The following is a 25,699-nucleotide window of genomic DNA, read 5'->3' on the forward strand; positions in this document are numbered from 1 at the left end:
CCCGCATCGGCGGGGCTTGCAGGTGTTACGGATTGCGTACCTTGTCCATCACCGCCAGCTGTCGCGAAGCATTGAGGATCATGCCGTAGCTGAGCTTCTCGTAGGTGCGGAACACCATCAGCAGGCCGGCGCGCTCGTCCGGAATCTTCACCAGCTCGCCGGTGACTCGGTCACGTACGGTTTCGCCGGTCTTGTAGACCGCCAGCACGTTGCCGATCTCCAGGCCGTCGCGAGCGCCCTTGTTGAGGGTGACCACGTCGAATTGGCCGATCTGGCTGACGCCGCGCGGCACATCGAGGATCAGGCCCTTGATCTCGCTCTTCGGCTCACTGGGCATAAAGGAGGAGTTGATCGCTCGCTCTTCGGTGGGGAACAGACGGTCACCGTTGCGCACTTCCTGGGTGGTGCGGGTCAGGTTGAGAGTGCCGACGCCCTCCTCCTCGGCGACGACTTCGCCACCGCCGATATCATCGGCGTTGATGCCGAGGAACTCCTTGGTATCGGGATCGGTGTAGGTCTTGCCCTGGCGGAAGATGCCGTATACCGGTGCTGCCGGGTCGAAGCTGCCACGGGCATAGACGCGATCACCAGCGCCACTGACCACGCGCTCGGCGTTACCGGCGACAATATAAGGCGCGCTTTGGAAGTCCTCGGGCTTGTCGATTATGCGGTTCTTCAGCAGGAAGCTGTTGATCGCCTCCAGCGGAATGGTCGGAATGGCTTCGGCCATCGGTGTGCTGCGCACTTTCGGCGACAGCTTGATGGTGCCGCGCGACTCGCCGCGGCCCAGCATCAGGCGCGGTTGACCGTCGATGTAGACCAGGCTGAGCACGTCGCCGGGATAGATCAGGTGCGGGTTCTCGACCTGGGGGTTGGCGTGCCAGATTTCCGGCCACTTCCAGGGCTGGCGCAGGAACTTGCCGGAGATGTCCCAGAGGGTATCGCCCCGCACCACCGTGTAACGGTCGGGGTGGCCTTCCTTGAGCTGCACCTCGGCCTGCGCCATACCGGTCTGCGCCAGGCCGCCCGCCGCGACCAGCAACAGGGCGAGTAGTGATTTCCTCATGCGGTGAATCCCTTTATTATGTGGCTTCGCGTGAAGCGCCCTAGCGCCGCGACAGAACCCAGTAAAACCGCGGCGTGAAGCCGTTTTTCGATGCTGCCGTCATCTTAGCAGCGGATTTTGAATTTATTCCACAAGTGCATCACAAACGCATATGGCGATTTTAAACATCCTCGAATTTCCCGATCCACGCCTGCGCACCATCGCCAAACCGGTGGACGTGGTCGATGACGCCGTGCGCCAGTTGGTCGACGACATGTTCGAAACCATGTATGACGCCCCCGGTATTGGCCTCGCCGCCACCCAGGTGAATGTGCACAAGCGCGTGGTGGTCATGGACCTGTCCGAAGACAAGAGCGAGCCTCTGGTCTTCATCAACCCGGCGTTCGAATCGCTCACCGAGGAGATGGACCAGTACCAGGAAGGCTGCCTGTCGGTGCCCGGCTTCTACGAGAACGTCGACCGCCCGCAAAAGGTCAGGATCAACGCGCTGGACCGCGACGGCCAACCGTTCGAGATGATCGCCGAAGGCCTGCTCGCCGTGTGCATCCAGCACGAATGCGATCACCTCAACGGCAAGCTGTTCGTCGACTACCTGTCCGCGCTCAAGCGCGACCGCATCAAGAAGAAGCTGGAAAAGCAGCACCGCCAGCAGGCGTGATGCCGTCCTCTGCAAAGGCTTGCTACGCAGGCCTTTTCTTTTTCAGGTAAGCGCCCAGCGCTTCCGAGCTACAGCGAGACCCCATGACCGAAGCTCTGCGTATCGTATTCGCCGGCACACCGGAGTTCGCCGCCGCCCACCTCAAGGCGCTGCTCGACACGCCGCATCAGATCGTCGCGGTGTATACCCAGCCGGATCGCCCCGCCGGCCGTGGGCAGAAGCTGATGCCCAGCCCGGTCAAACAGCTGGCTCTGGAAAACGCCATTCCCGTGCTGCAACCTCCGAGCCTACGCGACGCTGCGGCCCAGGCCGAGCTCGCGGCGCTGGCCCCGGACCTGCTGGTGGTGGTCGCCTACGGTTTGATCCTGCCGCAGGTAGTGCTCGATATCCCGCGCTTCGGCTGCATCAACAGCCATGCCTCCCTGCTGCCGCGCTGGCGCGGCGCAGCGCCGATCCAGCGTGCCGTACAAGCGGGCGACGCCGAGAGCGGCGTCACCGTGATGCAGATGGAAGCGGGCCTGGACACCGGGCCGATGCTGCTCAAGGTGCGCACGCCGATCAGCGCCGACGACACCGGCGGCAGCCTGCACGACCGCCTCGCCGAACTCGGCCCGCCCGCGGTGATCGAAGCCATCGCCGGCCTGGCCAGCGGCACGCTGATGGGCGAAGTGCAGGACGACGCCCAGGCCAACTACGCCCACAAGCTCAACAAGGACGAGGCGCGCCTCGACTGGAGCCGCCCGGCCATTGATCTGGAGCGGATGATCCGCGCTTTCAACCCCTGGCCGATCTGCCACGGCACCCTGGGCGACGCGCCGCTCAAGGTACTGGCGGCGCGCATCGGCGAGGGCCAGGGCCGGGCCGGAGAAATTCTCGCCGCCAGCAAGGACGGCCTGACGGTCGCCTGCGGCACTGGCGCTCTGCTGCTGACCCGTCTGCAATTGCCGGGCGGCAAGGCGCTGAGCTTCAGTGACCTGTACAACAGCCGCCGCGAACAGTTCGCCGTCGGCACGGTGCTGGCATGAACCCCAGGCTGGCAGCGGCCCGCGCCCTGGCCGCGGTGCTCGAAGGCAAGGCCTCGCTGGGCAGCAGCCTGCCACCATTGCTGGACAAGGTCGAGGCCCGCGACCGTGGCCTCGCCCAGGACCTGGCCTTTGGCGCCGCGCGCTGGCAACCGCGCCTGGCGCTGATCGCCGACAAGCTGCTGCGCAAGCCCTTCAAGGATGGCGACCGCGACCTCGAAGCGCTGCTGCTGGTGGGCTTGTATCAGCTGTTCTACACACGCATTCCGGCCCACGCTGCCATCGGCGAGACCGTCGGTTGCGTCGACAAGCTGAAGAAGACGTCGGCCAAGGGCCTGCTCAACGCCGTGCTGCGCAACGCCCAACGCGACAGCGACAGCCTGCTCGAAGAACTGGACCGTGATCCGGTGCTGCACACGGCCCATCCGCGCTGGCTGCAAAAGCAGCTCAAGGCCTTCTGGCCCGAGCACTGGCAGGCCATCTGCGCCGCCAACAATGCCCATCCGCCGCTGATCCTGCGGGTCAACCGCCGCCACGGCAGCCGCGACGACTACCTCGCCCGGCTGCGCCAGGTTGGCTTCGACGCCGAGCCCTGCAGCTTCAGCCACGACGGCATCCGTTTGTTGCTGGCCTGCGACGTGACGCTGCTGCCAGGCTTCGCCGACGGCCACGTCAGTGTGCAGGACGAAGCCGCGCAACTGGCCGCCGAGCTGCTGCAACTGGCGCCCGGCCAGCGCGTGCTGGACGCATGTGCCGCGCCAGGCGGCAAGACCTGCCACCTGCTCGAAGCCGAGCCAGGCTTGGGCGAAGTGGTCGCCGTGGACCTGGAAGCCAAGCGCCTGCTGCGCGTACGCGACAACCTCGACCGCCTGGGCCTCGATGCCACCCTGATCGCCGCCGATGGCCGCGACACAGCCGCCTGGTGGGACGGCAAGCCCTTCCAGCGCATCCTCCTCGATGCGCCCTGCTCGGCCACCGGCGTGATCCGCCGCCACCCGGACATCAAACTGACCCGCAAGGCCGACGACATTCCCGCCCTCGCCAGCCTGCAGGGCGAGCTGCTCGATGCGCTGTGGCCGACGCTTGAGGTCGGTGGCATCCTGCTCTATGCCACCTGCTCGACCCTGCCGACGGAAAATACCGAGGTGATCGAGGCGTTTCTGGCCCGCACCTCGGGCGCCCGCGAGCTGGACATCACCGGCCCGTTCGGCCTCAAGCAACCCCATGGCCGACAGCTGCTCGCCCAGCAAGAAGGCCACGACGGCTTCTACTATGCCAAGCTGATCAAGATCGCCGCCTCAGGAGCAACCCGATGAAGATCATCATCCTCGGCGCCGGCCAGGTCGGCGGCACCCTGGCCGAGCACCTGGCCGGCGAAGCCAACGACATTACCGTGGTCGACACCGACGGCGACCGCCTGCGTGCCCTGAGTGATCGGCTGGACATCCGCACCGTGCAGGGCAAGGGCTCGTTTCCCACCGTGCTGCGCCAGGCCGGCGCCGACGATGCCGACATGCTGGTGGCGGTAACCAACAGCGACGAAGTCAACATGATCGCCTGCCAGGTCGCCTACACCCTCTACCATACGCCGACCAAGATCGCCCGCGTGCGCGAGCCGGCCTACCTGACCCGTACCGGCCTGTTCGACAACGAAGCCATCCCCATCGACGTGTTGATCAGCCCCGAGCAGGTGGTCACCAACTACATCAAGCGGCTGATCGAGTACCCCGGCGCCTTGCAGGTCATCGATTTCGCCGACGGCAAGGCACAGCTGGTGGCGGTGCGCGCCTACTATGGCGGGCCGCTGGTCGGCCAACAGCTGCGCCAGCTGCGCGAGCACATGCCCAACGTCGACACCCGTGTGGCGGCGATCTTCCGCCGTGATCGGGCGATCATGCCCCAGGGCGATACCGTCATCGAGGCCGATGACGAAGTGTTCTTCATCGCTGCCAAGGCCGATATCCGGGCCGTCATGGGCGAGATGCGTCGTCTTGAGGAAGGCTATAAGCGCGTGGTGATTGCTGGCGGTGGCAACATTGGTGAACGCCTGGCCGAGGCCATCGAGAGCCGCTACCAAGTCAAGATCATCGAGATGAACCCGGCGCGCTGCCGCTATCTTTCGGAGCAACTGGAAAGCACCATCGTCCTGCACGGCAGCTCATCCGATCGCGACCTGCTGGTGGAAGAGAACATCAAGGATGCCGACATCTTCCTGGCCCTGACCAACGACGATGAAGCCAATATCATGTCCTCGCTCCTCGCCAAGCGCCTGGGCGCACGCAAGGTGATGACGCTGATCAACAACCCCGCCTACGTCGACCTGATTCAGGGCGGCGAGATCGACATCGCCATCAGCCCTCAGTTGGCCACCATCGGCAGCCTGCTGACCCACGTGCGCCGCGGCGATATCGAGAGCGTGCACTCGCTGCGCCGTGGAGTCGCCGAAGCCCTTGAAGTTATCGCCCACGGCGATGCTCGCTCGAGCAAGGTGGTCGGCAAGGCCATCAAGGACATTTCCCTGCCGTCCGGTACCACCATTGGCGCGATCATCCGTGACGAACAGGTTTTGATCGCCCACGACATCACCGTGATCGAATCAGGCGACCACGTGATCCTGTTCCTGATGGACAAGAAGCACATCCGCGACGTGGAACGGCTGTTCCAGGTCGGCCTGACCTTCTTCTAAGGAGCCCTGACGATGAGCAACGAGGCACTGGAAAAGATGCTCGCCAAGGGTGTGGACAATTCACTGCTGCGTTTCGGCCTGGGCAAGGGTTACCTGGATACCGGCGATGCCCTGAAGGCCGCCGAACACCTGCAGCGCTGCGTAGAGCACGATCCGCAGTACTCGGCCGCCTGGAAGCTGCTTGGCAAGGCCCACCAGGCCGCCGGCAACCCGGACGCCGCCCGCAGCGCCTGGCAAAGCGGCGTACAGGCCGCCCACGCCAAGGGCGACAAGCAGGCCGAAAAGGAAATGAGCGTGTTCCTGCGCAAGCTGGACAAGAGCGCCGACGCCTAAGCCTCGACTGCCAGCGGGTCGATCCGCCATCGCCCCGGGTATCGCTTCGTTCAACCCGGGCTGCGACAGGCAGCCTGTGGACACCTTCCCCTTGGCCTGGATCGCGCAGCGACACCCGGGTTTCAGTCCAGGCATCACATCACGTGCGCGCCTGCACCTCGCGGGTCAGCAGGTCGATGAACGCCTGGGCCAGGGGCGAGTGCTCCTGGCGCCGCTTGACCAGCCACACCGCGGTGGTGGCCTCGGCATCGGTCAAGGTACGGAACACCACGCCATCGATGCGGATGCGCCGGAACGACGCCGGCAATACCGAAACGCCGAGGCCCGCCGCCACCAGGCCGATGATGGTCAACGCTTCCTGGGCTTCCTGGGCGACCCGTGGGGTGAAGCCTGCCTGCCGGGCCAGGTTGAAAAACTGGCCATACAGGCCCGAACCGTAGCTGCGCGGAAAGTACACGAACGGCTGGTCGGCCAGCTCGGCCAGCGCCAGGCCGCGGTCCTGTTCACCGGCCAGCGGGTGGCCGGCATGCAGCAGCGCCACCAGCGGTTCGCGCAGCAGCTCCACGGCGTCCAGTTCGGCGGGCAGGTCGAGCGGGCGAATCATGCCGATCTGCAGCTTTTTCTCCACCAACGCCTGGGCGACCTGGCGACTGGTCATTTCCTGCAGATCGAGATGTACTGCCGGGAAGGCCTGGCGAAAGGCGAACACCGCGCGTGGAATGATCGACACGAACGGCGCCGAGGCGGTGAAGCCGATCTGCAGCTCCCCTATCTCGCCCTGCTGCGCTCGCCGTGCCACGTCTACCGACTTGCCAACCTGGGCCAGGGTCTGGCGGGTTTCCTCCAGAAACAGCCGACCGGCGTCGGTCAGCGCGACATGGCGGTTGCTGCGCTCGAACAGGCGCACCCCCAGCTCCTGCTCCAGGGCCTGGATCTGCTGGCTCAGCGGTGGCTGGGAAATGCCCAGCAGATCGGCGGCGCGGCCGAAATGCAGCTCCTCGGCAACCGCCACGAAATAGCGCAGGTGACGTAATTCCATTCAGGCTCCATAGGTCGTAAAACATATCGATCATGTCGAATATTATATTGGAAAGAACTTGCTGGCCTACTTATCCTTGTGACCATTCCCAATAACAACAACCCAGCCCTTGCCGATATCCCATCGCGCATGCGGCCACGTTTCGTCCGGGAAATCGCACAGAGGTCCATGCAAAATGAGTCATCACGCATCACACGCCCTTGACGAGGAGCCTGCCCCACGCAGCGTACCCGCCGAGCCCATCTACATTAAGAAAGGCACCCACGCGTTCCTGCGCACCCTCCTCGCCATGTGCTGCGGGGGGTTCGCCACCTTTGCCCTGCTCTATTGCGTGCAGCCGATGATGCCGATGCTCGCGCAGCAATTCGCGCTCAGCGCTGCGCAGAGCAGCCTGATCCTCTCCGTGTCGACCATTACCCTGGCCCTCGGCTTGCTGATCACCGGCCCATTGTCCGATGCTTACGGCCGCAAGCCGGTGATGGTGATCTCGCTGCTCGCCGCCGCGCTGTTCACCATCGGCAGCGCACTGATGCCCACCTGGGAGGGCGTACTGGTGATGCGTGCCCTGGTTGGCTTGGCGCTGAGCGGCCTGGCGGCCGTGGCCATGAGCTACCTGAGCGAGGAAATCGACCCGCTGCACCTGGGCCTGGCCATGGGTGTGTATATCGGAGGCAACGCCATCGGCGGCATGAGCGGTCGCCTGCTCAGCGGCGTACTGGTCGACTTCATGTCCTGGCACGCCGTGCTTGGCACCCTCGGTGGCCTTGGCATGCTGGCCGGCCTGGCGTTCTGGCGCCTGCTGCCTGAATCGCGCAACTTCCGCGCCCGTTCGCTGCGCCCGCGCAGCCTCCTGCAAGGCTACACGCTGCAATTTCGTGATGCCGGCCTGCCGTGGCTGTTCCTGCAGGGTTTCCTGTTGATGGGCGCCTTCGTCACGCTGTTCAACTACATCGGCTACCGTCTGATCGAATCGCCATTCCAGCTCGACCAGACCAGCATCGGCCTGCTTTCGGTGGTCTACCTGTCGGGCATCTACAGCTCCGCGCAGATTGGTGCACTGGCCGACAAGCTGGGTCGTCGCAAGGTGCTCTGGGCGGTGATCGGCCTGATGCTGTTCGGCCTCACCCTGACCCTGCTCGACGTGCTGCCGGTGATCCTGGTCGGCATGTTGTTGTTCACCTTCGGCTTCTTTGGCGCTCACTCGGTGTCGAGCAGCTGGATCGGCCGCCGCGCCACCCAGGCCAAGGGCCAGGCGTCCTCGCTGTACCTGTTCTGCTACTACCTGGGCTCCAGCGTGGCCGGTACGCTGGGTGGGGTGTTCTGGCAGGCCGCAGGCTGGGACGGCGTTGGCCTGTTCATCGGCTCGCTGCTGTTGATCTCTCTGGCCGTGGCCCTGCACCTGGCTCGCCTGCAGGCGCTGCCAATAGCTGCCGCGTCGCGCTAAGCCAGCCAATCGCACAATGAAAAACGCCGGATACCCGTGAGGGGATCCGGCGTTTTCGTTTGCGGCCGTTTCAGTTCAGCACGGTGCGTTGCGGCATGCGTCGCACGATGGCGCCGAGCAGCATGCCGTAGAGGGGCACGAAGAGAATCAGGCTGATGGTCAGTTTGATCACGTAGTCCACCGCGGCGATCTCCACCCAGTTGGCCGCCATGAAAGGGTCGTCGCTGCGCCAGAAAGCCACCGAGAAGAAGGCGAAGGTATCCAGCAGATTGCCGAAGATGGTCGAGGCGGTTGGCGCGACCCACCATTGCCGGAGCTGACGCAGGCGATCGAATACCTGAATATCCAGCAACTGGCCCAGCACGTAGGCCAGGAAGCTGGCCAGGGCGATGCGGAACACGAACAGGTTGAACTCGCCGAGCGCCGCCAGACCGCCGAACGCGCCCTCATGGAACAGCACGGAGACGATGTAGGATGCGACCAGCGCCGGCAGCATCACCCGGGCAATGACCACCCGCGCGGCATGCTTGCCGATCAGCCGCACGGTAAGGTCGGTGGCCAGGAAGATGAATGGAAAGCTGAACGCGCCCCAGGTGGTGTGCCAGCCGAACAGCGTCATCGGCAGCTGTACCAGGTAGTTGCTGGCAATGATGATGAGGATGTGAAAGGCGATCAGCGCAGCCAATACAACGCGGCTGACCGACGCAGGAAGCAGGGTCATGGCATGTCCTTTTTCGTGGAATGGGGTTAGGGAACCCATTGCCGCAGCCGACATGGCCACGAGCGGCGCGCAGTGTACCCGCTGCCTACGCCGCGCGACAGCCCGCCCGGCGGATGACCAGCCTCTTTGCTCGGCGACGCTTCGAAGGCAGAAGCGGCCGTAGGGTGATTCATTCTGGGAACGGGCGATGCCCGTGATTATTCGCGGGCACGGCCCGCTCCCACAGTCGTAGGGTGGACGACGCCTCACCTACGCGGCCCGACCCGTCAACCGATCGCAATGGTGGATGAAAAGAGCGTCATCCACCCTACGTCTGCTTTCGCCACACGACAGTCGTTTCGCCGCTCCCGTCAGCCGTTGCTGGCCAGTTGGGTATCTTCCGGCACCACCCGGCGGGCCAGCTGGAAGTGCTTTTGCCAGTAGCCGTCACTGAGTTTGTCGATACGCACCGTGGTGCCGCGACGCGGCGCATGAATGAAGCGATCGTTGCCCAGGTAGATGGCCACGTGGTCGACACTGCGCCCGCGGATGCGGAAAAACAGCAGGTCGCCCGGCTCCAGATCGCTCTTGGCCACCTTGGGGCCATCGACACGCGACAGCGCGCGTGAAGTGCGCGGCAGCTCAAGGTCGTCGACCTTCTTGAACGCGTAGTTCACCAGGCCACTGCAGTCGAAACCGTGCTCGAGGCTGGTGCCGCCCCAGCGATAGGGCGTGCCCAGGGCGCCAAGGGCTCGTTTGACGACTTTCTGGGCGGGCGTCCGCTCGACGTTGGCAGGCGCCACCACGCGGCTGCTGCCATCTTGCAGGTGAACACGAAAACTGGCGGATGCCGTGCCAACAGCGCCCCATAACAAGCTGCCGCCAAGAAACAGAGAAAGGATCAATTTATTCAATTCGATGACCTTGAAAATACTCAAGCCGCCGCGAATCCTTTACCTGATCAGCCACTTGCACCGTTGATAGAGTGAATAAAACAGCGCTCCGCGCGTCCCGAGGACGGACCGCCATAATAGGCTTTCGGTTCACTTGCGGCCGACGAACGGTCGATGTCGTCCGGTGTTTCGAAGGTGGGTGAAACCGCAGCGGGTTCTGTTAGGGTTAAGGTCTCCCTAGCGAAAGGATGATGCCGATGAAGCCTTTGAAGACCGTGATCGCTGTCGCGCTGCTGGCCGCGAGCGCCAGCTTCCATGCCCAGGCGCAAGACGCCAAGTGCGCCACCGTCAGCCTTGCCGACCCCGGCTGGAGCGATATCGCGGTCACCAATGGCATCGCCAGCTTCCTGCTCGACGGCCTTGGCTACAAACCGCAGACCCGCACCCTGGCGGTGCCGATCATCTTTGCCGGTTTGCAAAAGGGCCAGGTCGATGTGTTCCTGGGCAACTGGATGCCCGCTGGCCAGCACGACTACGACCGTTATGTCGCCAGCGGCCAGGTCGACAAGGTGGTCGAGAACCTCGGCGGTACCGAATACACCCTGGCGGTTCCGACCTATGCCTACGAAGAAGGCGTACAGGACTTCAAGGACCTCGACAAATTCGCTGCGCGCTTCGGCCACAAGATCTACGGTATCGGCTCCGGCTCGCCGGCCAACGACTACATCCGCCAGATGATCGCCAACGACGAGTTCGGGCTGGGTGACTGGCAGCTGGTCGAGTCCAGCGAGCAGGCCATGCTGGTACAGGTCGGGCGGGCGGAGAAACGCGGCCAGTTCGTGGTGTTCCTCGGCTGGACACCGCACCCGATGAACATCCAGTACGACATGCAGTACCTCAAGGGCGGCGAGAAGTTCTTCGGCAGCACCGGCTCGGTCAACACCCTGGCACGCAAGGGCTATGTAGCCGAGTGCCCGAATGTCGGCAAGCTGCTGACCAACCTGAAGTTCACCCAGGACATGGAAAACACCATCATGGATCAGGTGCTCAACCAGAAGGTGGCCAACGCCGCGGCCATCAAGGCCTGGATCAAGGACAACCCCGAGGTACTGGACGGGTGGCTGGAAGGCGTGACCACCCGCGAAGGCGGCGACGGCCTGGCGGCGGTCAAAGCCAAGCTGTAAGCCACCGCACGCAGCAAGGCCGGCGGAGTAGGTCGCCGGCCAGGCTCAATCGCGGATGAAGCGCAGCCCCACGCCTTCGGTGGTGACGCGCATCACTTCCATTTCCAGGACCGGCGCCTCGATGGGCAGGTCCTGAACCTGGCCGGTCACGCGGGTGCCCGGTTCGAGCACGGCCAGGTCCTGGTGCTTGACGTACACGCCGCCATCGGACAGGTCCTGGGTCTGGGCAACCAGCTCGCCGAAGCTCGGGTGGCAGATCTTGATACGGCACTTGATCGGCGTGCGCGGGTGCTGGCGCTGATTGGCGGACATGTCCTGACAGCCTCGAGAAAATATGCGCTGTTAATAACTCAATTTGCGGCTTACGCCCAGCGTCTCGGCGCTCCATTGCGAAGCGCCGCCGATTTCAGTACCAGCGCGCTTCACCTTCGGGGCGTTTCTTGAAGCGCTTCATGCTCCACATGTACTGGCTGGGGTAGGCGCGCACGTATTTTTCCACCACGGCGCTCATGGCGGCCACGGCGGTGTGCGTGTCTTCGCTGTACATGCCTTGCGGCGCGGCCTCGAGGATCACCTTGTAACCCGAGCCGTCCTCCAGGCGCAGCGCATGCAGGAACACGCCAACCGCCTTGCCACCGGCGAGCATGCCGGGCACGAATTTGCTGGTCAGCGCCATGGTGCCGCAGAAGGGCACGAACATGCCGGACGACAGGCTCGGCTCAGGGTCGGCCGGAATGCCCACGGCGCCACCCTTGCGCACTTCCTTGATGACGCTGAGGATGCCTTCCTTGGTCGACGGTGCCACGCGGTTGCCGAGCTGTACGCGCTGTTCGCGCAACAGGTCGTCCACGGCCTTGAGCTTAGGTGGGCGGTAGAAAATGATCGGCTTGCACTGCGAGCAGTAGAAGTGGTTCAGCACTTCCCAGTTGCCCAGGTGGCTGGTGATACCGACCACGCCCTTGCCGGAGGCGAGGGCGGCTTCGAGCACTTCCAGGCCCTCGACTTCACGCACCCGCGCCAGCGACTTGTGCGCCGGCCAGACCCAGGCGCAGGCGCTTTCGGTCAGCGTGCGGCCGATGTCCATCAGGCTGCGGCCGACCAGCTTGTCATGCTCGGCGGCGCTCAGTTCAGGGAAGCATTTGGCCAGGTTGATGCGCACCACGTCCCGCGAGCCGTTCGGCAACTTCCACATCAGCCAGCCGATCATCGCGCCGAGCGACTGCACTGCCCGCCAGGGCAGGAGGGCGAACAAGCGCAGGGAACCGACCACCAGCGCGCCTTTGAGCTTTTCCACAAGCTGCTCCCATCGAAAAAGGGCGCACAGTGTAACCGTCCGGGGCCGCACTGGCTGTTACATGCACGAGCAGAAACGACGAAACGTTCAATAAAGCCTGGTTTTCAGGCGTTCCTGCATCTCGCGCTCGTAGGCCTGCACATCGAACGATGGGTCCATGACCGACTGAAGGATCTCGCCTGGCGACGGCAGGCTGGCGCGCTCGACGTGCCGCTCGGGATCCCACAGCCCGGAGCGCACGGCCGCCTTGGAGCATTGGAAATAGCACGTGTCGACGCTGATACGCAGCACGCTGCGCGGCAGCTTGCCCTGGGCCGTGCACAACTCCAGCAGCTGCGGCTCCAGCGAAATGCTGGCACGACCGTTGACCCGAAAACTCTCGCCAACGCCAGGGATCAGGAACAGCAGTGCCACGTGCGGGTCGTTGATGATGTTGCGCAGGCTGTCGATACGGTTGTTGCCCGGGCGATCCGGCAGCAGCAGGGTGCGTTCATCAAGCACCCGCACGAAGCCTGGCGCATCGCCACGGGGCGAGCAGTCCAGGCCGTCCGGGCCGTGAGTGGCCAGCACCACGAAGGGCGACGCGGCGACCAGCGCCTGGTACGGCTGGCTGAGGTAGGTAATTTCCTTGCGCAGCGAGCGCTCATGGGCCTGGCCGTACAACGCCTGCAACTGCTCCAGGGTATCGATGGTGGTGCTCATGGGAGCTCCTGCTGCAATGCCGCGTAGCGATCACAGCCGCGGGTATGGTCCATGACCATGCCGGTGGCCTGCATGAAGGCGTAGCAGATGGTCGGCCCAACGAAGGTGAAGCCAGCCTTCTTCAGCGCCTTGCTCATGGCTTCGGCTTCGGCCGTTACCGCCGGCACGTCGCCGCGGCCGTCGAAATGGTTGATCTTCGGGACGCCACCGACGAACGACCAGAGCAGCGCCACCGGATCGTCGAGGCGCAGCCAGGCCTGGGCATTCTTGCGCGCCGCCTGCAGCTTGAGGCGATTGCGAATGATGCCGGGGTCCTGCATCAGCGTCTCGATGTACGCATCACTCATCGCCGCCAGCCGCTCGGCATCGAATCCGAACAGCACCTGTCGATAGCGCTCGCGCTTCTTCAGCACGGTGATCCACGACAGCCCGGCCTGGGCGCCTTCGAGCAGCAGCATCTCGAACAGGTGCTGCGGATCGCGTGATGGCACGCCCCATTCTTCATCGTGATAGGCCTGATACAGCGGATCGTCGTTACACCAGAAACAGCGGGGCATGGCAGTCGGCTCTACGATGGGCGAAGGCAGACTATAACCGGGGATCGATTACGAGTGAGCCAGCGCCGACTCTCGTAGCCTGGGTAGAGCGCAGCGAAACCCGGGAGCGATCTGAACCAGGCGGCCAATCGACCCAGCGCAATCGGCGGTGAATGGCTTGGTGGGTCGGAGGAGCGTGACCCACCCTACGACAAGCCAGCCCGTAGGCCGGGTAGGGTGGGTTAGCGGCGTTCTCACGACTCGCGGGCAATGAATTCGGCAAGCGAGGGCGATACCTTGTCGATATCCACCGCGGCGTGATGCACGCTGCCGTCCTTGCCTTCCACGGTCAGCCACAGCTGGTCGCTGAGCTTGGCCTTGGCGGGAATCTGGATTTCCACCCAGCGGTCCCAGCGATTACCAGCGAACACCAGGCCTGCAGCGCGCAGCGAACGCGGCTTGCGAATCTTCAGGTAGGCAGCGCGGATCTGGTCATCGCAGGCCTCGCAAAAACGCACTTCGAACGCTTTGAATGGCGTGCCCAGCACCTGGTGCGGCGCCTTGCGCTGCGCCTCGGCAAGGGTGAACGACCAGGGGCCGACCTGGCCCTGCACGGCCTCATCGCTGTGCAGCGGTTTTGGCGAGGCGGTCAACAGCAAGCCGATCACGCCAACGGGCACCAGCAGCAACACCCCGGTCGCCCCGCGGCGCAGCCAGTGCAGGCGCTCGAGCACTTGCGCCGCGGCGTTTTCGACACCCGCCGGCTTGCGCTCGCGGTGCGTTGCGACCTTGCCCTGAGTGGGCTGCCATGGCCACCTGGGCAGGTAGAACGCCAGCCCGATACCGGCCACCGACAGCCAGCCGAGCCAGGCCACCGCGCCCACGCTTACGCCCCAGTGACTAAGACTCAGGCCCAATGCCAGGGCCAGCAACACCCAGCCTGCGGCGCGCAGCACCCGCATCCACAGGGGTGACAGCACGCGGCGCAGCAGGTGCTTGCAGTGTTTTTCCATGGCCAGCGCGAGGGCGATGAAGCCGCCGAGGCTGGTCAGCAAAACCGACAGATTCAGGCTCATGCCGCGCCTCCCGATTGCAGTACCCAGCACAACAGTGCAACCACCGCGGTCGGCAGCAACATGCCCAGCCAGGCGCGGGTCACGCTGCGTACGCTGAAGACCCAGATCACCGCCACGGCATACAGGGTAAAGCTGAGCATCGTGGCGGCCAGCACGGCCTGGCTTTTCGGCAGCGGCCAGACCAGGGCCAACAGCACGGTCAGCGCCGAGGTCAGGGCATAACCACCCAGCGCCGCCGCCAGCACCCGCGAGGCGACGAGCCAGCGGTAGCGCGCCATCGAAGCGTTCTTCATGCCAGCGCCTCCTTGACCGACAGCGCAGCCGCCGCATCCGCTTTCAGCCAACGTTGGCGGATCTTCATGGCGCCATAGGCGAACAGCGCCGCCAGGGCGAACATGCTCAGGTCGAAACCGGCCAGCACCCAGTCGCCCTCGACGAGAGTCACGCCGAGGTGGCGGTCGGTGGTCAGAGCGTTGATCACTGGAAGCAACGCGAACGCCGCCACCGCCATCCAGGCCATTTCCAGCCAGGCCTTTTTCAGTGGCCGCAGCGAGGCGTAGAGGAACAACCAGCCCCAGGTCAGGAACAGGCAGTGCATCTCCCACTGCGCACGGTCGGCGATGTCCACCGGTAGCAGGCGGTTGGCCCAGAAGTACGCCGCCACGGCAACCGGCAGGCCGACCAGCGTACCGGCGTTGAGCACTTCCACCAGGCGCAGGCCGTAAGCGTCGAACAGCGCGGCGCTGTCGTCGCGTTTGAGGTGCTGATTACGCCGCTTGACCGTCCACAGCACCAGGCCGGTGCCGATCATTGCGCAGCCAAGCAGGCCGGCGATCAGGTACAGCCAGCGCAGCCACCAGTCGGCGAACAATCCCTCGTGCAGGCCGATCAGCATGCGGTGGGTCTTGCCGGCACCGTGGGTCTTGTCCGGGTAGACCGTTGGCAGGCCATCGGCGGCGGCGAAGCTCAGCATCACCGGGTCATAGACGTTTACCGAGTCGCCAATAATCCGCTGCACGTCGACGCGCGCCGGCTCCCCTTTCACCTGGCTGATGGTCAGGCTCGACACACCGCGCCCGGCCCACTGCGCTTCGGCCTGCTGCACCATTTGCTCGATCGATGCCTGGGGCCGACTGGCCGGCAGGTGCTCGCGTTTGTCGCGGGAAAACAGATCGTCGAACAGTGCGCGCTGCTGCTGGTTGCCGCTGCCATACACCGCGGCGACACCGGCCGGCATGTAGTTGAAGACGAAGAAAATTAGGCCGCTGTAGGTGATCATCAGAAAGAACGGCAGTGCCATCACGCTGATCACGTTGTGCGCATCCAGCCAGGAGCGCTGGCCCTTGCCCGGCCGGAAGGTGAAGAAGTCCTTGAAGATTTTCTTGTGAGTGATGACCCCGGTGAGGATCGCCAGCAACATCAGCATGGTGCACACGCCGACGAGGGTGATGCCGACGTTGTAGGGCATGTAATGCAGGACGTAGTGCATCTCGTACAGCGCAGCCCCGCCACCGGTGGCGCGCGGCTCCACTTCCTGGCGCGGCAGGCCGGTTTCGGCGTTCAGCTCCTCGCGGCCGCGACGGCCGAAATCGTGGCCACGCTCGGGAATGTCTTCCCAGGCAATCGCCAGGCCCTGTTCGCCGCGCGGGCGCAACGAGGTGTGGGGCAGGGTGATGGTCCAGCTTTTGGCGTTGCTCGCCACCTGTTCCAGGCGGCTCAGGGCGCGCTCGATCAACTCGGGGCGCGACACGCCTTCGACAGGTACCTGCAGTGGCCGCTCGGGCTCCATCCAACGGGTGATCTCATCGTCCACATAACCCGCCGTGCCGGTCACGAAGACGAAAAACAGCACCCAACCGACGACCAGTCCCGTCCAGGTATGCAGCCATGCCATGGACTGGCGAAATCCCTCTTTCATCGACACACCCTGTTTTATGGTCCTGAACGCGGCCGGACGCGCCTGCACGGGAGGCCTGCCGCCGTGGCGCTGTCCGTGGAAATGATGCGATCTGCTGAACGACTCGCGCATCTGCATGGGCGAAGACGAACCTCATCCCATGTCCACAAGACGGACGAGCGCAGAAAACCCTCATTTTAACGCGAGTGATTATTATTGGCAGGATATTTCATTCGGTCGCCGCCGATGTGGCCACCGTGCCACCGCCGAGCACCCAGGTTGGTCAGCAGAGACGCGCAGCATGCGGGCTCAGCCTCGCTTCGGGTATACTCTCCGGCTTTCTGTCGCAGCCCCAACAGGTGAATTTTTCGTGAGCCAGACAACGCCTGCCGTGCGCACCTTCCAGGACCTGATCCTCGCCCTGCAACAGTACTGGGCCGAGCAAGGCTGTGTAGTACTGCAACCCTATGACATGGAAGTGGGCGCCGGTACCTTCCACACCGCCACGTTCCTGCGCGCCATCGGCCCGGAAACCTGGAACGCCGCCTACGTGCAGCCATCGCGTCGCCCGACCGACGGCCGCTATGGCGAGAACCCCAACCGTCTGCAGCACTATTACCAGTTCCAGGTGGTGCTCAAGCCGAATCCGGAGAACTTCCAGGAGTTGTACCTGGGCTCGCTGAAGGCAATCGGCATCGACCCCCTGGTGCATGACATCCGTTTCGTCGAAGACAACTGGGAATCGCCGACCCTCGGCGCCTGGGGTCTGGGCTGGGAAATCTGGCTCAACGGCATGGAAGTCACCCAGTTCACCTACTTCCAGCAGGTGGGTGGCATCGAGTGCTACCCGGTCACCGGTGAGATCACCTACGGCCTCGAGCGCCTGGCCATGTACCTGCAGGGCGTCGACTCGGTCTACGACCTGGTGTGGACCGACGGCCAGTTCGGCAAGGTGACCTATGGCGACGTGTTCCACCAGAACGAAGTGGAGCAATCGACCTACAACTTCGAGCACGCCAACGTCGAGAAGCTGTTCGAGCTGTTCGATTTCTACGAGAGCGAAGCCAACCGCCTGATCGAGTTGGAGCTGCCGCTGCCCACCTACGAGATGGTCCTCAAGGCCTCGCACACCTTCAACCTGCTGGACGCCCGCCGCGCCATTTCGGTGACCGCACGCCAGCAGTACATCCTGCGCGTGCGCACCCTGGCCCGCGCCGTGGCGCAGAGTTATCTGCAGGCCCGACGCCGCCTGGGCTTCCCGCTCGCCGCCCCCGATCTGCGTGATGAAGTACTGGCCAAGCTGGAGGCTGCAGAATGAGTGCGCTCGATTTTCTGGTTGAACTGGGCACCGAAGAGCTGCCACCCAAAGCCCTGAAAACCCTCGGCGAATCCTTCCTCGCCGGCGTTGAGAAAGGCCTCAAGGCCGCGGGCCTGAGCTATCGCAGCGCCCGTTACTACGCCGCGCCGCGCCGCCTGGCGGTGCTGGTCGAGCAACTGGCCACCGAGCAGCCGGACCGCACCGTCAACCTCGACGGCCCGCCCGTGCAGGCCGCCTTCGACGCCGAGGGCAACCCGACCCAGGCTGCCCTCGGCTTCGCCAAGAAGTGTGGCGTGGACCTGTCGGCCATCGACCAGAGCGGGCCAAAGCTGAAATTCAGCCAGCACATTCCCGGCCAGCGCGCCTACACGCTGCTGCCCGGCATCGTGGAAAACTCGCTGAACGAGCTGCCGATTCCCAAGCGCATGCGCTGGGGCGCCCGCAAGACCGAATTCGTTCGCCCGAGCCAGTGGCTGGTGATGCTGTTCGGCGACCAGATCGTCGACTGCGAAATCCTTGCCCAGAAGGCTGGTCGCGTGTCGCGCGGCCACCGCTTCCATGCCAACCATGACGTGCGCATTTCCGCACCGGCCATGTACGCTCAGGAGTTGCGCGCCGCCTATGTGATCGCCGATGTCAGCGAGCGCCGTGAGCTGATCGCCAAACGTGTCGACCAATTGGCCGCCGAGCAGCAGGGCACCGCCATCGTGCCGCCGGCGCTGCTCGAGGAAGTCAGCGCTCTGGTCGAATGGCCGGTGCCGCTGGTCTGCTCCTTCGAGGAACGGTTCCTGGAAGTGCCGCAGGAAGCGCTGATCACCACCATGCAGGACAACCAGAAGTATTTCTGCCTGCTCGATGCCAACGGCAAGCTGCTACCGCGCTTCATCACCGTGGCCAACGTCGAGAGCAAGGACCCGGCGCAGATCATCTCCGGCAACGAGAAGGTGGTGCGCCCGCGCCTCACCGACGCCGAGTTCTTCTTCAAGCAGGACAAGAAGCAGCCGCTGGAGGCCTTCAACCAGCGCCTGGCCAATGTGGTCTTCCAGGCCCAGCTCGGTACCGTCTACGACAAGGCCCAGCGCATTTCCGCCCTGGCCGGCTTCATCGCTGGGCGCATCGGCGGCGACGCCAAGCGTGGCTCCCGCGCCGGCCTGCTGAGCAAGTGCGACCTGGCCAGTGAAATGGTCGGCGAATTCCCGGAAATGCAGGGCATCGCCGGTTATTACTATGCCCTCAACGACGACGAGCCCGAAGACGTCGCCCTGGCGCTGAACGAGCAGTACATGCCGCGCGGTGCCGGCGCCGAGCTGCCAAGCACCCTCACCGGTGCCGCGGTGGCACTGGCCGACAAGCTCGACACCCTGGTCGGCATCTTCGGTATCGGCATGCTGCCCACCGGCAGCAAGGACCCCTACGCACTGCGTCGTGCGGCGCTGGGTGTGCTGCGCATCCTCATCGAGAAGGGCCTGGACCTGGATCTGGGCGCCACCGTCGAATTTGCGGTGCGCCAGTACGGCAACAAGGTCAAGGCAATCGGGCTGGCCCCGCAGGTGCTGGAGTTCATCTTCGACCGCCTGCGCGCGCGCTATGAAGACGAAGGCGTGGAGGTGTCCGTGTACCAGGCGGTGCGTGCGGTGAGCCCGCTGTCGCCGCTGGACTTCGACCAGCGCGTGCAGGCCGTGCAGGCCTTCCGCAAGCTGCCCGAAGCCGAAGCCCTGGCTGCGGCCAACAAGCGGGTCTCCAACCTGCTGGGCAAGGCCGAAGGGCAGGTGGCGGGCAGCATCGAGGCGCATTACTTCGATACGCCGGCCGAGTTCGCGCTCAACGCCGCGATCCAGAAAGCCGACAATGCCGTACAGCCGCTCGCGCAGTCGCGTCAGTACCGCGAGGCACTGGCACAGCTGGCTTCGCTGCGCACGCCGGTGGATGCCTTCTTCGAAGCGGTGCTGGTCAACGCCGAAGACCCCAAGGTACGCGCCAACCGCTATGCGCTGCTGGCTCGCCTGCGTGGCTTGTTCCTGGGCGTCGCCGATATCTCGGCGCTGGGCTGATCACCTTGCCCTGTCCGGGAGGACAGGGCACCGAGGGCCATGCGTGAAACTGATCATTCTCGACCGCGACGGGGTCATCAACCAAGACTCCGACGCCTATATCAAAAGCCTCGACGAGTGGATTCCGATTCCCGGCTCCATCGAGGCCATCGCGGCCCTGAGCAGGGCGGGCTGGACGGTCGCCGTAGCCACCAACCAGTCCGGGATCGCCCGCGGCTACTACCCGCTGAGCGTGCTCGAAGCCATGCACGCCCGCCTGCGCGCGCTGGTGAGCGAGCAGGGCGGTGAAGTCGGCCTGATCGTACAGTGCCCGCACGGGCCGGACGATGGTTGCGATTGCCGCAAACCCAAACCCGGTATGCTCCGGCAGGTCGGTGAGCACTACGGCGTACCGCTGAGCGGAATCTGGTTCGTGGGCGACAGCGCCAGTGACCTGGAAACCGCTCGCGCCGTCGATTGTCAGCCAGTGCTGGTGAAAACCGGCAAGGGCCAGCGCACGCTGGCCAAGGGACTGCCGGCGGGCACCCTGGTATTCGATGATCTGGCGGCCGTGGCTGCCCAGCTTCTCACTTGATAGCGCAGGCCCGACCTGCCACGGTAATTGCTCACATGTCGACAGTGCAGTTCTTCAGAACCTTCCTCTTTTATCTGTTGCTGTCTTCCAGCTCGTTCGTCTGGTGCATCATCAGCGTGTTCGTCGCGCCGTTCCTGCCGTTCCGCGCGCGCTACCGCTTCGTGGTGCAGACCTGGTGCCGCTGCGCGGTGTGGCTGGCCAAGGTGGTGGTCGGCATTCGCTACGAGATCAAGGGAGCGGAAAACATTCCCGAGCAGCCCTGCGTGATTCTCGCCAAGCACCAGAGCACCTGGGAAACCTTTTTCCTGTGCGCCTACTTCGAACCGCTGAGCCAGGTGGTCAAGCGCGAGCTGCTGTACGTGCCGTTCTTCGGCTGGGCGATGGCCATGCTCAAGCCGATCGCCATCGACCGCAGCAACCCCAAGGCAGCACTCAAACAGCTGGCCCAGCAGGGCCGGGCACGGCTGGAGCAGGGTGCCTGGGTGCTGGTGTTTCCCGAAGGTACGCGCATTCCCGACGGCCAGATCGGCAAGTTCTCCCGCGGCGGCACCGCCCTGGCGGTCAACAGCAAGCTTCCCGTGCTGCCGGTCGCCCACAATGCCGGCCAGTTTTGGCCAAAGGAAGGCTGGGGCAAGAAGCCCGGCACCGTGCAGGTCGTCTTCGGCCCGGCCATGTACGCGGAAGGCGAGGGCCCGCGCGCGATAGCCAACCTCAACGAGCGGGCGTTCGAATGGGTCAGCCAGGCGCAATGTGAAATTGGCGCACTGAACCCCCAGGCCACCGCCGTAGAAACCGCCAACGACCTGGCGTGACCGCATCTTCTGTGGATAACCTGTTGAGTAAATTCTTTTTTAGTTGAATTTACGCTCGCAACTCACTGATATAAGTGAATTTTTATCGGTACCTGAATTGTCGATAAATTGGGCATAAGTTTTCGTGCGGCAACTTGAAGATGTTCACGTTGGCGTATCGCTTAGTAGGGGTTCAACCGGCTAAGCTGGCGGTCTGCCAGACATAGAAACATGGCGAAACGGAGTTCGTGACATGCTTTCGATTTATCAGCTCAAACCACGCTTTCAGAACCTCCTGCGCCCTCTGGTGCAGCGCCTTTTCGACGGTGGCGTGACCGCCAACCAGGTGACGCTGAGCGCCGCCATCGTATCGGTGCTCATCGGCCTGCTGCTGGCTGTCTTTCCCGAACGCCTCTGGCTGTTCGCGTTGATTCCCCTGTGGATGCTGCTGCGCATGGCGCTCAACGCCGTGGATGGCATGCTCGCCCGCGAGTTCGGCCAGCAATCGACCCTCGGCGCCTACCTCAACGAACTCTGCGATGTGATCGCCGACGCCGCGCTGTTCCTGCCCTTTGCACTGCTGCCCGGAGTCTCGCCGACACTGGTGGTGGTGCTGGTGCTGTTCGCGCTGATCAGCGAATACGCCGGCGTGATGGGGCCAATGGTCGGGGCGGCGCGCCGCTATGACGGCCCGATGGGCAAGAGCGACCGCGCCTTCTGCTTTGGCGTGCTGGGCGCCGGCGTGGCCACCGCTTTATTGCCGCTGAGCTGGATCAACCCGCTTCTTGCAGTGATCACCGCGCTGCTGCTGTACACGTTGTTCAACCGCGTACGCCAGGGTCTGGCGCAAGCGTCTTCCTCTGCGCAATAGGAATGCCCTGATGACTGAAGTTCGCTCCACGTTCGCGACCCACGATGGCGTCAACCTGTTCTACCGTCATTGGCCTGCTGCCGATGCGCAGCCTGGAGCGCCACGTCGCGCCGTGGTCATGTTCCATCGTGGCCATGAGCACGGCGGGCGCATGGCCCACCTGGTCGACGAACTGGGCCTGCAAGGCTTCGACTTCTTCGCCTGGGACGCCCGTGGCCATGGCGAGTCGCCGGGCGAGCGGGGCGACAGCCCCAGTTTCGCCACCAGCGTGCGCGATGTGCAAACCTTCATCGACCATATCGTCGCTACCCACGGCATCGCGACCGAAGAGCTGGTGGTACTGGCACAAAGCGTCGGCGCGGTGGTCGTCGCCACCTGGGCCCATGACTACGCGCCGAAGATCCGCGCGCTGGTGCTCGCCTCGCCGGCGTTCAAGGTCAAGCTGTACGTGCCGCTTGCGAGGCCCGGCCTGAAACTGATGCGCGCCTGGCGCGGCAATTTCTTCGTCAACAGTTACGTCAAGGCCAAGTTCCTCAGCCACGACCCGCAGCGCATCGCCTCGTTCGACAACGACCCACTGATCACCCGAGCCATTTCGGTGAACATGCTGCTGGGCTTGTACGAGGCAGCCGAGCGCGTGGTCGCCGATGCCCAGGCCATCCAGATTCCGACCCAGTTGCTGATCTCCGGCAGCGACTTCGTGGTGCATCGCAAACCCCAGCAGCAGTTCTTCGACCGCCTGGCCAGCCTGAACAAGGAAATGCATGTCCTGCCCGGGTTCTTCCATGACACCCTGGGCGAGCGTGACCGCGCCCATGCGCTGATGCGTATTCGCCGTTTCGTACTTGAGGCCTTCGAACAGCCGCTGCAGCGACCCTCTCTGCTGAATGCCGACCGGCTCGGCTGGAGCTGCGCGGAGGCCGAGCAGCTGGCCGCGCCACTGCCGAAGAACTCGCCGCGTGATCTCTACTGGCGCGCCACCCGCGCCAGCTTGAAGCTCGGCAGCGGGCTGGCGGCCGGTGTCAAGCTGGGCTTCGATACCGGTTTCGACTCAGGCAGCACGCTCGATTACGTGTATCGCAACACGCCCACCGGCAGCTCGCCCGTGGGCCGGCTGATCGACCGCAACTACCTGAACTCCATCGGTTGGCGGGGCATTCGCCAGCGCAAGGTACACGCCGAGGAACTGCTGCGCCTGGCCATGGGCAAGCTGCGTGAGCAGGCCCGCCCGGTGCGCATCGTCGATATCGCTGCTGGCCATGGCCGCTATATCCTCGAGGCGCTGGAGCAGGGCGGCGAGCGGCCGGATTCCATCCTGCTGCGCGATTACAGCGACATCAATGTGCGCGATGGCGCGGCGCTGATCGAACAGAAAGGCTTGGGCGGCATCGCCCGTTTCGTCAAGGGCGATGCCTTCGACAAGGCCGATCTCGCCGCGTTGGAACCGAAGCCTACCCTGGCCGTGGTCTCCGGGCTCTATGAGTTGTTCGGCAGCAACGCGATGATCGGCGACTCCCTGGCCGGTCTGGCAGCGGCGGTGGAAGAGGGCGGTTATCTGATCTACACCGGCCAGCCGTGGCACCCGCAACTGGAATTGATCGCCCGTGCCTTGACCAGCCACCGTGGCGGCGAGGCCTGGGTGATGCGCCGGCGCAGCCAGGCGGAAATGGATCAGTTGGTGGAAGCGGCCGGCTTTCGCAAACTGACGCAGCGCATCGACGAGTGGGGCATCTTCAGCGTATCCCTGGCCCAGCGGGTGTCCTGATGACACCTGCCGCGGTCATCCGTGAAAGCGGCTTATGGAAACGCGGGGTACTCTGGCTGCTGCTGCTCGCGCCGCTGTTCTTTGGCACCTATGGCTTCGCCAACTGGTTCACCGGCCAGCGCGATGACGTCGGCGCCCTGGTGTTCGCTTGGGAGCGGCATGTCCCGTTGTGGCCCTGGACGATCATTCCCTACTGGTCGATCGACCTGCTCTACGGCCTGGCCTTCCTGCTGCCGGCTACGCGTGGCGCGGTGGACAGGCTGGGCTTGCGGCTACTGACCGCCCAGGTGATCTGCATCAGCTGTTTTCTGCTCTGGCCGCTGCGTTTCACGTTCGATCGCCCGCCACTCGATGGTCTGTTCGGGCTGATGTTCGACGTGCTGATGGGCTTCGACAAACCCTTCAACCAGGCACCGTCGCTGCATATCACCCTGCTGGTGGTGCTCTGGGCGTGCTTCGTCCAACACGCCAGCAGCGCGTGGCGAGTAGTGGTGCATGCCTGGTTCTTCCTGATCGGCCTGTCGGTGCTGACCACCTGGCAGCATCATTTCATCGACGTGCCTACCGGCATGCTCGCCGGGTTTCTGTGCCTGTGGCTGTGGCCCAGCGAGGGGCGCAGCCCGCTGCTGAGCTGGCGCCTGGCCCGTGATCCGCAGCGCTGGCGGCTGGCCCTGCGCTATGGCCTCGGTGCGGCATTGTGCAGCGCGCTGGCCGTCAATTTCGGCGGCTTCGCCCTGTGGTTGCTGTGGCCAGGCCTGTCGTTGTTGATGGTGGCACTGCATTACGCATTGTTCGATGCCAAAGGCTTCCAGAAACGTGCCGACGGCCGCCTCAGTGCCGCCAGCAGTTGGCTGTTGGCACCCTACCTGCTGGCTGCCTGGATCAATTCACGGGCCTGGACCCGCAAAAACCCGCAGCCCGATGAAGTGGCCGACGGTGTCTGGCTCGGGCGCATTCCTGCCAAGGGTGAAGGGCAGGGCTTTGCGGCAATTGCCGACCTCAGTGCCGAGCTACCGTGCCGGGTAGACGGCATGGTCTACCGCGAACTGGCCTGTCTCGACCTGATCGTTCCCAGCACCGCGCATTGCCTGCAGGCAGCGATAGCCATCGAAGACCTGCGCGAACACGGGCCGGTGCTGGTGTGCTGTGCACTGGGCTATTCGCGCAGCGCCACGGCCATCGCCGCCTGGCTGCTGCACAGCGGCCGCTGCACGAGCGTCGCTGAGGCGATTTCCCGCCTGCGCCAGGCTCGCCCACAGGTCGTGCTGGGAAACGCTCATCTCCAGGCCCTGGAAGGCGTTTTAAGCCACTCCACACGCGCATCGGGACTTCTTCAGCATGGCCACTGAAATGCAGCTGCATCTGGTCGCCGCGCTGCTGCGCCGCGGCCGCTCGCTGGATCGCCTGTCCAGCGGGTTGACGCTGCTGACGCTGGTCATCGGCCTGGGCCCATTGCTCGGTTTCATGGCGCTGACCACCGGCGCTGCGGTGTGCGTCGCCTTGCTGACGTGCGGCCTGCTGCAAAAGTATTACGCCCTGCGCGTGGCCCTGGATGCCGAGCTATTCGCCAGCCTGGCCGCCGCGCCCGATCAGTTGGCCAGGCGCACCGCCGAGCTCGACGATGCGCTGCACACCATCGCGGGTAAAACCGCCAAGGGCCCGCGCTCCTGGCACGACCGTAGCCGAGGCGCCCTGCGCCTGCTGCGCATCCAGGCGTGCTGGTTCGCCATGCAATTTCTCGGCGCCCTGGCAGCCATCGTGCTGATGCCATGGCTTTCACAAGTTCGATTCGGATAAGG

26 protein-coding genes are annotated in these 25,699 nt (G+C 64.4%); 15 read left to right on the top strand and 11 right to left on the bottom strand.

Features of this window, described 5'->3' with window-relative positions:
* Window positions 1–25 precede the first annotated feature (25 nt).
* A complete protein-coding gene (locus ACZ0AV_RS14075) occupies window positions 26–1,066 on the bottom strand; it encodes a LysM peptidoglycan-binding domain-containing protein (protein WP_499151602.1) in 1,041 nt (346 codons plus the stop codon).
* Between the two features lie 151 nt (window positions 1,067–1,217).
* On the opposite strand from ACZ0AV_RS14075, the gene def reads away from it, so the two are divergent.
* From def to ACZ0AV_RS14100, 5 genes are all read left to right on the top strand, one after another.
* On the top strand, window positions 1,218–1,724 hold the full coding sequence (gene def, locus ACZ0AV_RS14080; RefSeq protein ID WP_499151603.1) for a peptide deformylase: 507 nt from the start codon (window positions 1,218–1,220) through the stop codon (window positions 1,722–1,724).
* Between the two features lie 83 nt (window positions 1,725–1,807).
* Entirely contained in the window at window positions 1,808–2,749 is a 942-nt protein-coding gene (gene fmt / locus ACZ0AV_RS14085; RefSeq protein ID WP_499151604.1) for a methionyl-tRNA formyltransferase, read from the top strand.
* Window positions 2,746–4,062: a 16S rRNA (cytosine(967)-C(5))-methyltransferase RsmB gene (gene rsmB, locus ACZ0AV_RS14090; RefSeq protein WP_499151605.1), complete on the top strand. Its 1,317-nt coding sequence runs from the start codon at window positions 2,746–2,748 to the stop codon at window positions 4,060–4,062. The genes fmt and rsmB overlap by 4 nt, the downstream gene beginning before the upstream one ends.
* Window positions 4,059–5,432 carry a Trk system potassium transporter TrkA gene (gene trkA / locus ACZ0AV_RS14095; protein WP_499151606.1) on the top strand — a complete coding sequence of 458 codons (1,374 nt, stop codon included), beginning with the start codon at window positions 4,059–4,061 and terminating at the stop codon, window positions 5,430–5,432. The genes rsmB and trkA overlap by 4 nt, the downstream gene beginning before the upstream one ends.
* Window positions 5,433–5,444: 12 nt before the next feature.
* The gene (locus ACZ0AV_RS14100; protein ID WP_499151607.1) at window positions 5,445–5,765 is read left to right on the top strand and encodes a tetratricopeptide repeat protein; all 321 of its coding nucleotides are present in this window, start codon (window positions 5,445–5,447) and stop codon (window positions 5,763–5,765) included.
* Between the two features lie 139 nt (window positions 5,766–5,904).
* Here ACZ0AV_RS14100 and ACZ0AV_RS14105 read toward each other — a convergent pair whose 3' ends face one another.
* Window positions 5,905–6,804 carry a LysR family transcriptional regulator gene (locus tag ACZ0AV_RS14105; RefSeq protein WP_499151608.1) on the bottom strand — a complete coding sequence of 300 codons (900 nt, stop codon included), beginning with the start codon at window positions 6,802–6,804 and terminating at the stop codon, window positions 5,905–5,907.
* 175 nt (window positions 6,805–6,979) lie between these two features.
* On the opposite strand from ACZ0AV_RS14105, the gene ACZ0AV_RS14110 reads away from it, so the two are divergent.
* Window positions 6,980–8,248: an MFS transporter gene (locus ACZ0AV_RS14110; protein ID WP_499151609.1), complete on the top strand. Its 1,269-nt coding sequence runs from the start codon at window positions 6,980–6,982 to the stop codon at window positions 8,246–8,248.
* Window positions 8,249–8,318: 70 nt separating this feature from the next.
* On the opposite strand, the gene ACZ0AV_RS14115 is transcribed toward ACZ0AV_RS14110, so the two are convergent.
* Both ACZ0AV_RS14115 and ACZ0AV_RS14120 read right to left on the bottom strand, forming a co-directional pair.
* Entirely contained in the window at window positions 8,319–8,969 is a 651-nt protein-coding gene (locus ACZ0AV_RS14115; protein ID WP_499151610.1) for a 7-cyano-7-deazaguanine/7-aminomethyl-7-deazaguanine transporter, read from the bottom strand.
* A 350-nt stretch (window positions 8,970–9,319) separates the two neighbouring features.
* Window positions 9,320–9,886: a C40 family peptidase gene (locus ACZ0AV_RS14120; protein ID WP_499151611.1), complete on the bottom strand. Its 567-nt coding sequence runs from the start codon at window positions 9,884–9,886 to the stop codon at window positions 9,320–9,322.
* 212 nt (window positions 9,887–10,098) lie between these two features.
* Between ACZ0AV_RS14120 and choX the strand changes: the two genes are divergently transcribed.
* Window positions 10,099–11,025 carry a choline ABC transporter substrate-binding protein gene (gene choX / locus ACZ0AV_RS14125; protein ID WP_499151612.1) on the top strand — a complete coding sequence of 309 codons (927 nt, stop codon included), beginning with the start codon at window positions 10,099–10,101 and terminating at the stop codon, window positions 11,023–11,025.
* A gap of 45 nt (window positions 11,026–11,070) precedes the next feature.
* Here choX and ACZ0AV_RS14130 read toward each other — a convergent pair whose 3' ends face one another.
* From ACZ0AV_RS14130 to ACZ0AV_RS14160, 7 genes are all read right to left on the bottom strand, one after another.
* Window positions 11,071–11,337 (bottom strand): PilZ domain-containing protein, encoded by a 267-nt coding sequence (locus ACZ0AV_RS14130; RefSeq protein ID WP_499151613.1) that lies wholly within the window; start codon window positions 11,335–11,337, stop codon window positions 11,071–11,073.
* Between the two features lie 94 nt (window positions 11,338–11,431).
* Entirely contained in the window at window positions 11,432–12,319 is an 888-nt protein-coding gene (locus ACZ0AV_RS14135; RefSeq protein WP_499151614.1) for a lysophospholipid acyltransferase, read from the bottom strand.
* Between the two features lie 87 nt (window positions 12,320–12,406).
* Complete coding sequence (locus ACZ0AV_RS14140) at window positions 12,407–13,021, bottom strand: pyridoxamine 5'-phosphate oxidase family protein (RefSeq protein ID WP_499151615.1); 615 nt, start codon at window positions 13,019–13,021, stop codon at window positions 12,407–12,409.
* Window positions 13,018–13,578, bottom strand: a complete 561-nt coding sequence (locus ACZ0AV_RS14145; RefSeq protein WP_499151616.1) for a DNA-3-methyladenine glycosylase I — start codon at window positions 13,576–13,578, stop codon at window positions 13,018–13,020. The genes ACZ0AV_RS14140 and ACZ0AV_RS14145 overlap by 4 nt, the downstream gene beginning before the upstream one ends.
* 233 nt (window positions 13,579–13,811) lie before the next feature.
* A complete protein-coding gene (locus ACZ0AV_RS14150) occupies window positions 13,812–14,633 on the bottom strand; it encodes a DUF3325 domain-containing protein (RefSeq protein WP_499151617.1) in 822 nt (273 codons plus the stop codon).
* Complete coding sequence (locus tag ACZ0AV_RS14155) at window positions 14,630–14,926, bottom strand: DUF3649 domain-containing protein (RefSeq protein ID WP_499151618.1); 297 nt, start codon at window positions 14,924–14,926, stop codon at window positions 14,630–14,632. The genes ACZ0AV_RS14150 and ACZ0AV_RS14155 overlap by 4 nt, the downstream gene beginning before the upstream one ends.
* On the bottom strand, window positions 14,923–16,551 hold the full coding sequence (locus tag ACZ0AV_RS14160) for a PepSY-associated TM helix domain-containing protein (RefSeq protein WP_499151619.1): 1,629 nt from the start codon (window positions 16,549–16,551) through the stop codon (window positions 14,923–14,925). Before ACZ0AV_RS14160 ends, ACZ0AV_RS14155 begins: the two co-directional genes overlap by 4 nt.
* A gap of 349 nt (window positions 16,552–16,900) precedes the next feature.
* Here ACZ0AV_RS14160 and glyQ point away from each other — a divergent pair, with 349 nt between their 5' ends.
* The 8 genes from glyQ to ACZ0AV_RS14200 all read left to right on the top strand — a co-directional run bounded on the left by glyQ (window position 16,901) and on the right by ACZ0AV_RS14200 (window position 25,697).
* Entirely contained in the window at window positions 16,901–17,848 is a 948-nt protein-coding gene (gene glyQ / locus ACZ0AV_RS14165) for a glycine--tRNA ligase subunit alpha (protein ID WP_013789144.1), read from the top strand.
* Window positions 17,845–19,899, top strand: coding sequence for a glycine--tRNA ligase subunit beta (glyS, locus tag ACZ0AV_RS14170; RefSeq protein WP_499151620.1), 2,055 nt, complete (start codon window positions 17,845–17,847; stop codon window positions 19,897–19,899). The genes glyQ and glyS overlap by 4 nt, the downstream gene beginning before the upstream one ends.
* Before the next feature lie 43 nt (window positions 19,900–19,942).
* On the top strand, window positions 19,943–20,473 hold the full coding sequence (gmhB, locus tag ACZ0AV_RS14175) for a D-glycero-beta-D-manno-heptose 1,7-bisphosphate 7-phosphatase (RefSeq protein ID WP_499151621.1): 531 nt from the start codon (window positions 19,943–19,945) through the stop codon (window positions 20,471–20,473).
* A 35-nt stretch (window positions 20,474–20,508) separates the two neighbouring features.
* A complete protein-coding gene (locus ACZ0AV_RS14180; protein ID WP_499151622.1) occupies window positions 20,509–21,285 on the top strand; it encodes a lysophospholipid acyltransferase family protein in 777 nt (258 codons plus the stop codon).
* Between the two features lie 232 nt (window positions 21,286–21,517).
* Window positions 21,518–22,135 carry a CDP-alcohol phosphatidyltransferase family protein gene (locus tag ACZ0AV_RS14185; RefSeq protein WP_499151623.1) on the top strand — a complete coding sequence of 206 codons (618 nt, stop codon included), beginning with the start codon at window positions 21,518–21,520 and terminating at the stop codon, window positions 22,133–22,135.
* A gap of 10 nt (window positions 22,136–22,145) precedes the next feature.
* Window positions 22,146–23,900, top strand: a complete 1,755-nt coding sequence (locus tag ACZ0AV_RS14190) for a bifunctional alpha/beta hydrolase/class I SAM-dependent methyltransferase (RefSeq protein WP_499151624.1) — start codon at window positions 22,146–22,148, stop codon at window positions 23,898–23,900.
* Window positions 23,900–25,249 (top strand): phosphatase PAP2/dual specificity phosphatase family protein, encoded by a 1,350-nt coding sequence (locus tag ACZ0AV_RS14195; RefSeq protein WP_499151625.1) that lies wholly within the window; start codon window positions 23,900–23,902, stop codon window positions 25,247–25,249. Before ACZ0AV_RS14190 ends, ACZ0AV_RS14195 begins: the two co-directional genes overlap by 1 nt.
* Window positions 25,239–25,697 carry a hypothetical protein gene (locus ACZ0AV_RS14200; RefSeq protein ID WP_499151626.1) on the top strand — a complete coding sequence of 153 codons (459 nt, stop codon included), beginning with the start codon at window positions 25,239–25,241 and terminating at the stop codon, window positions 25,695–25,697. Before ACZ0AV_RS14195 ends, ACZ0AV_RS14200 begins: the two co-directional genes overlap by 11 nt.
* The last annotated feature ends 2 nt before the right edge of the window (window positions 25,698–25,699 follow it).

The organism is Pseudomonas sp. AC532, assembly GCF_979258965.1.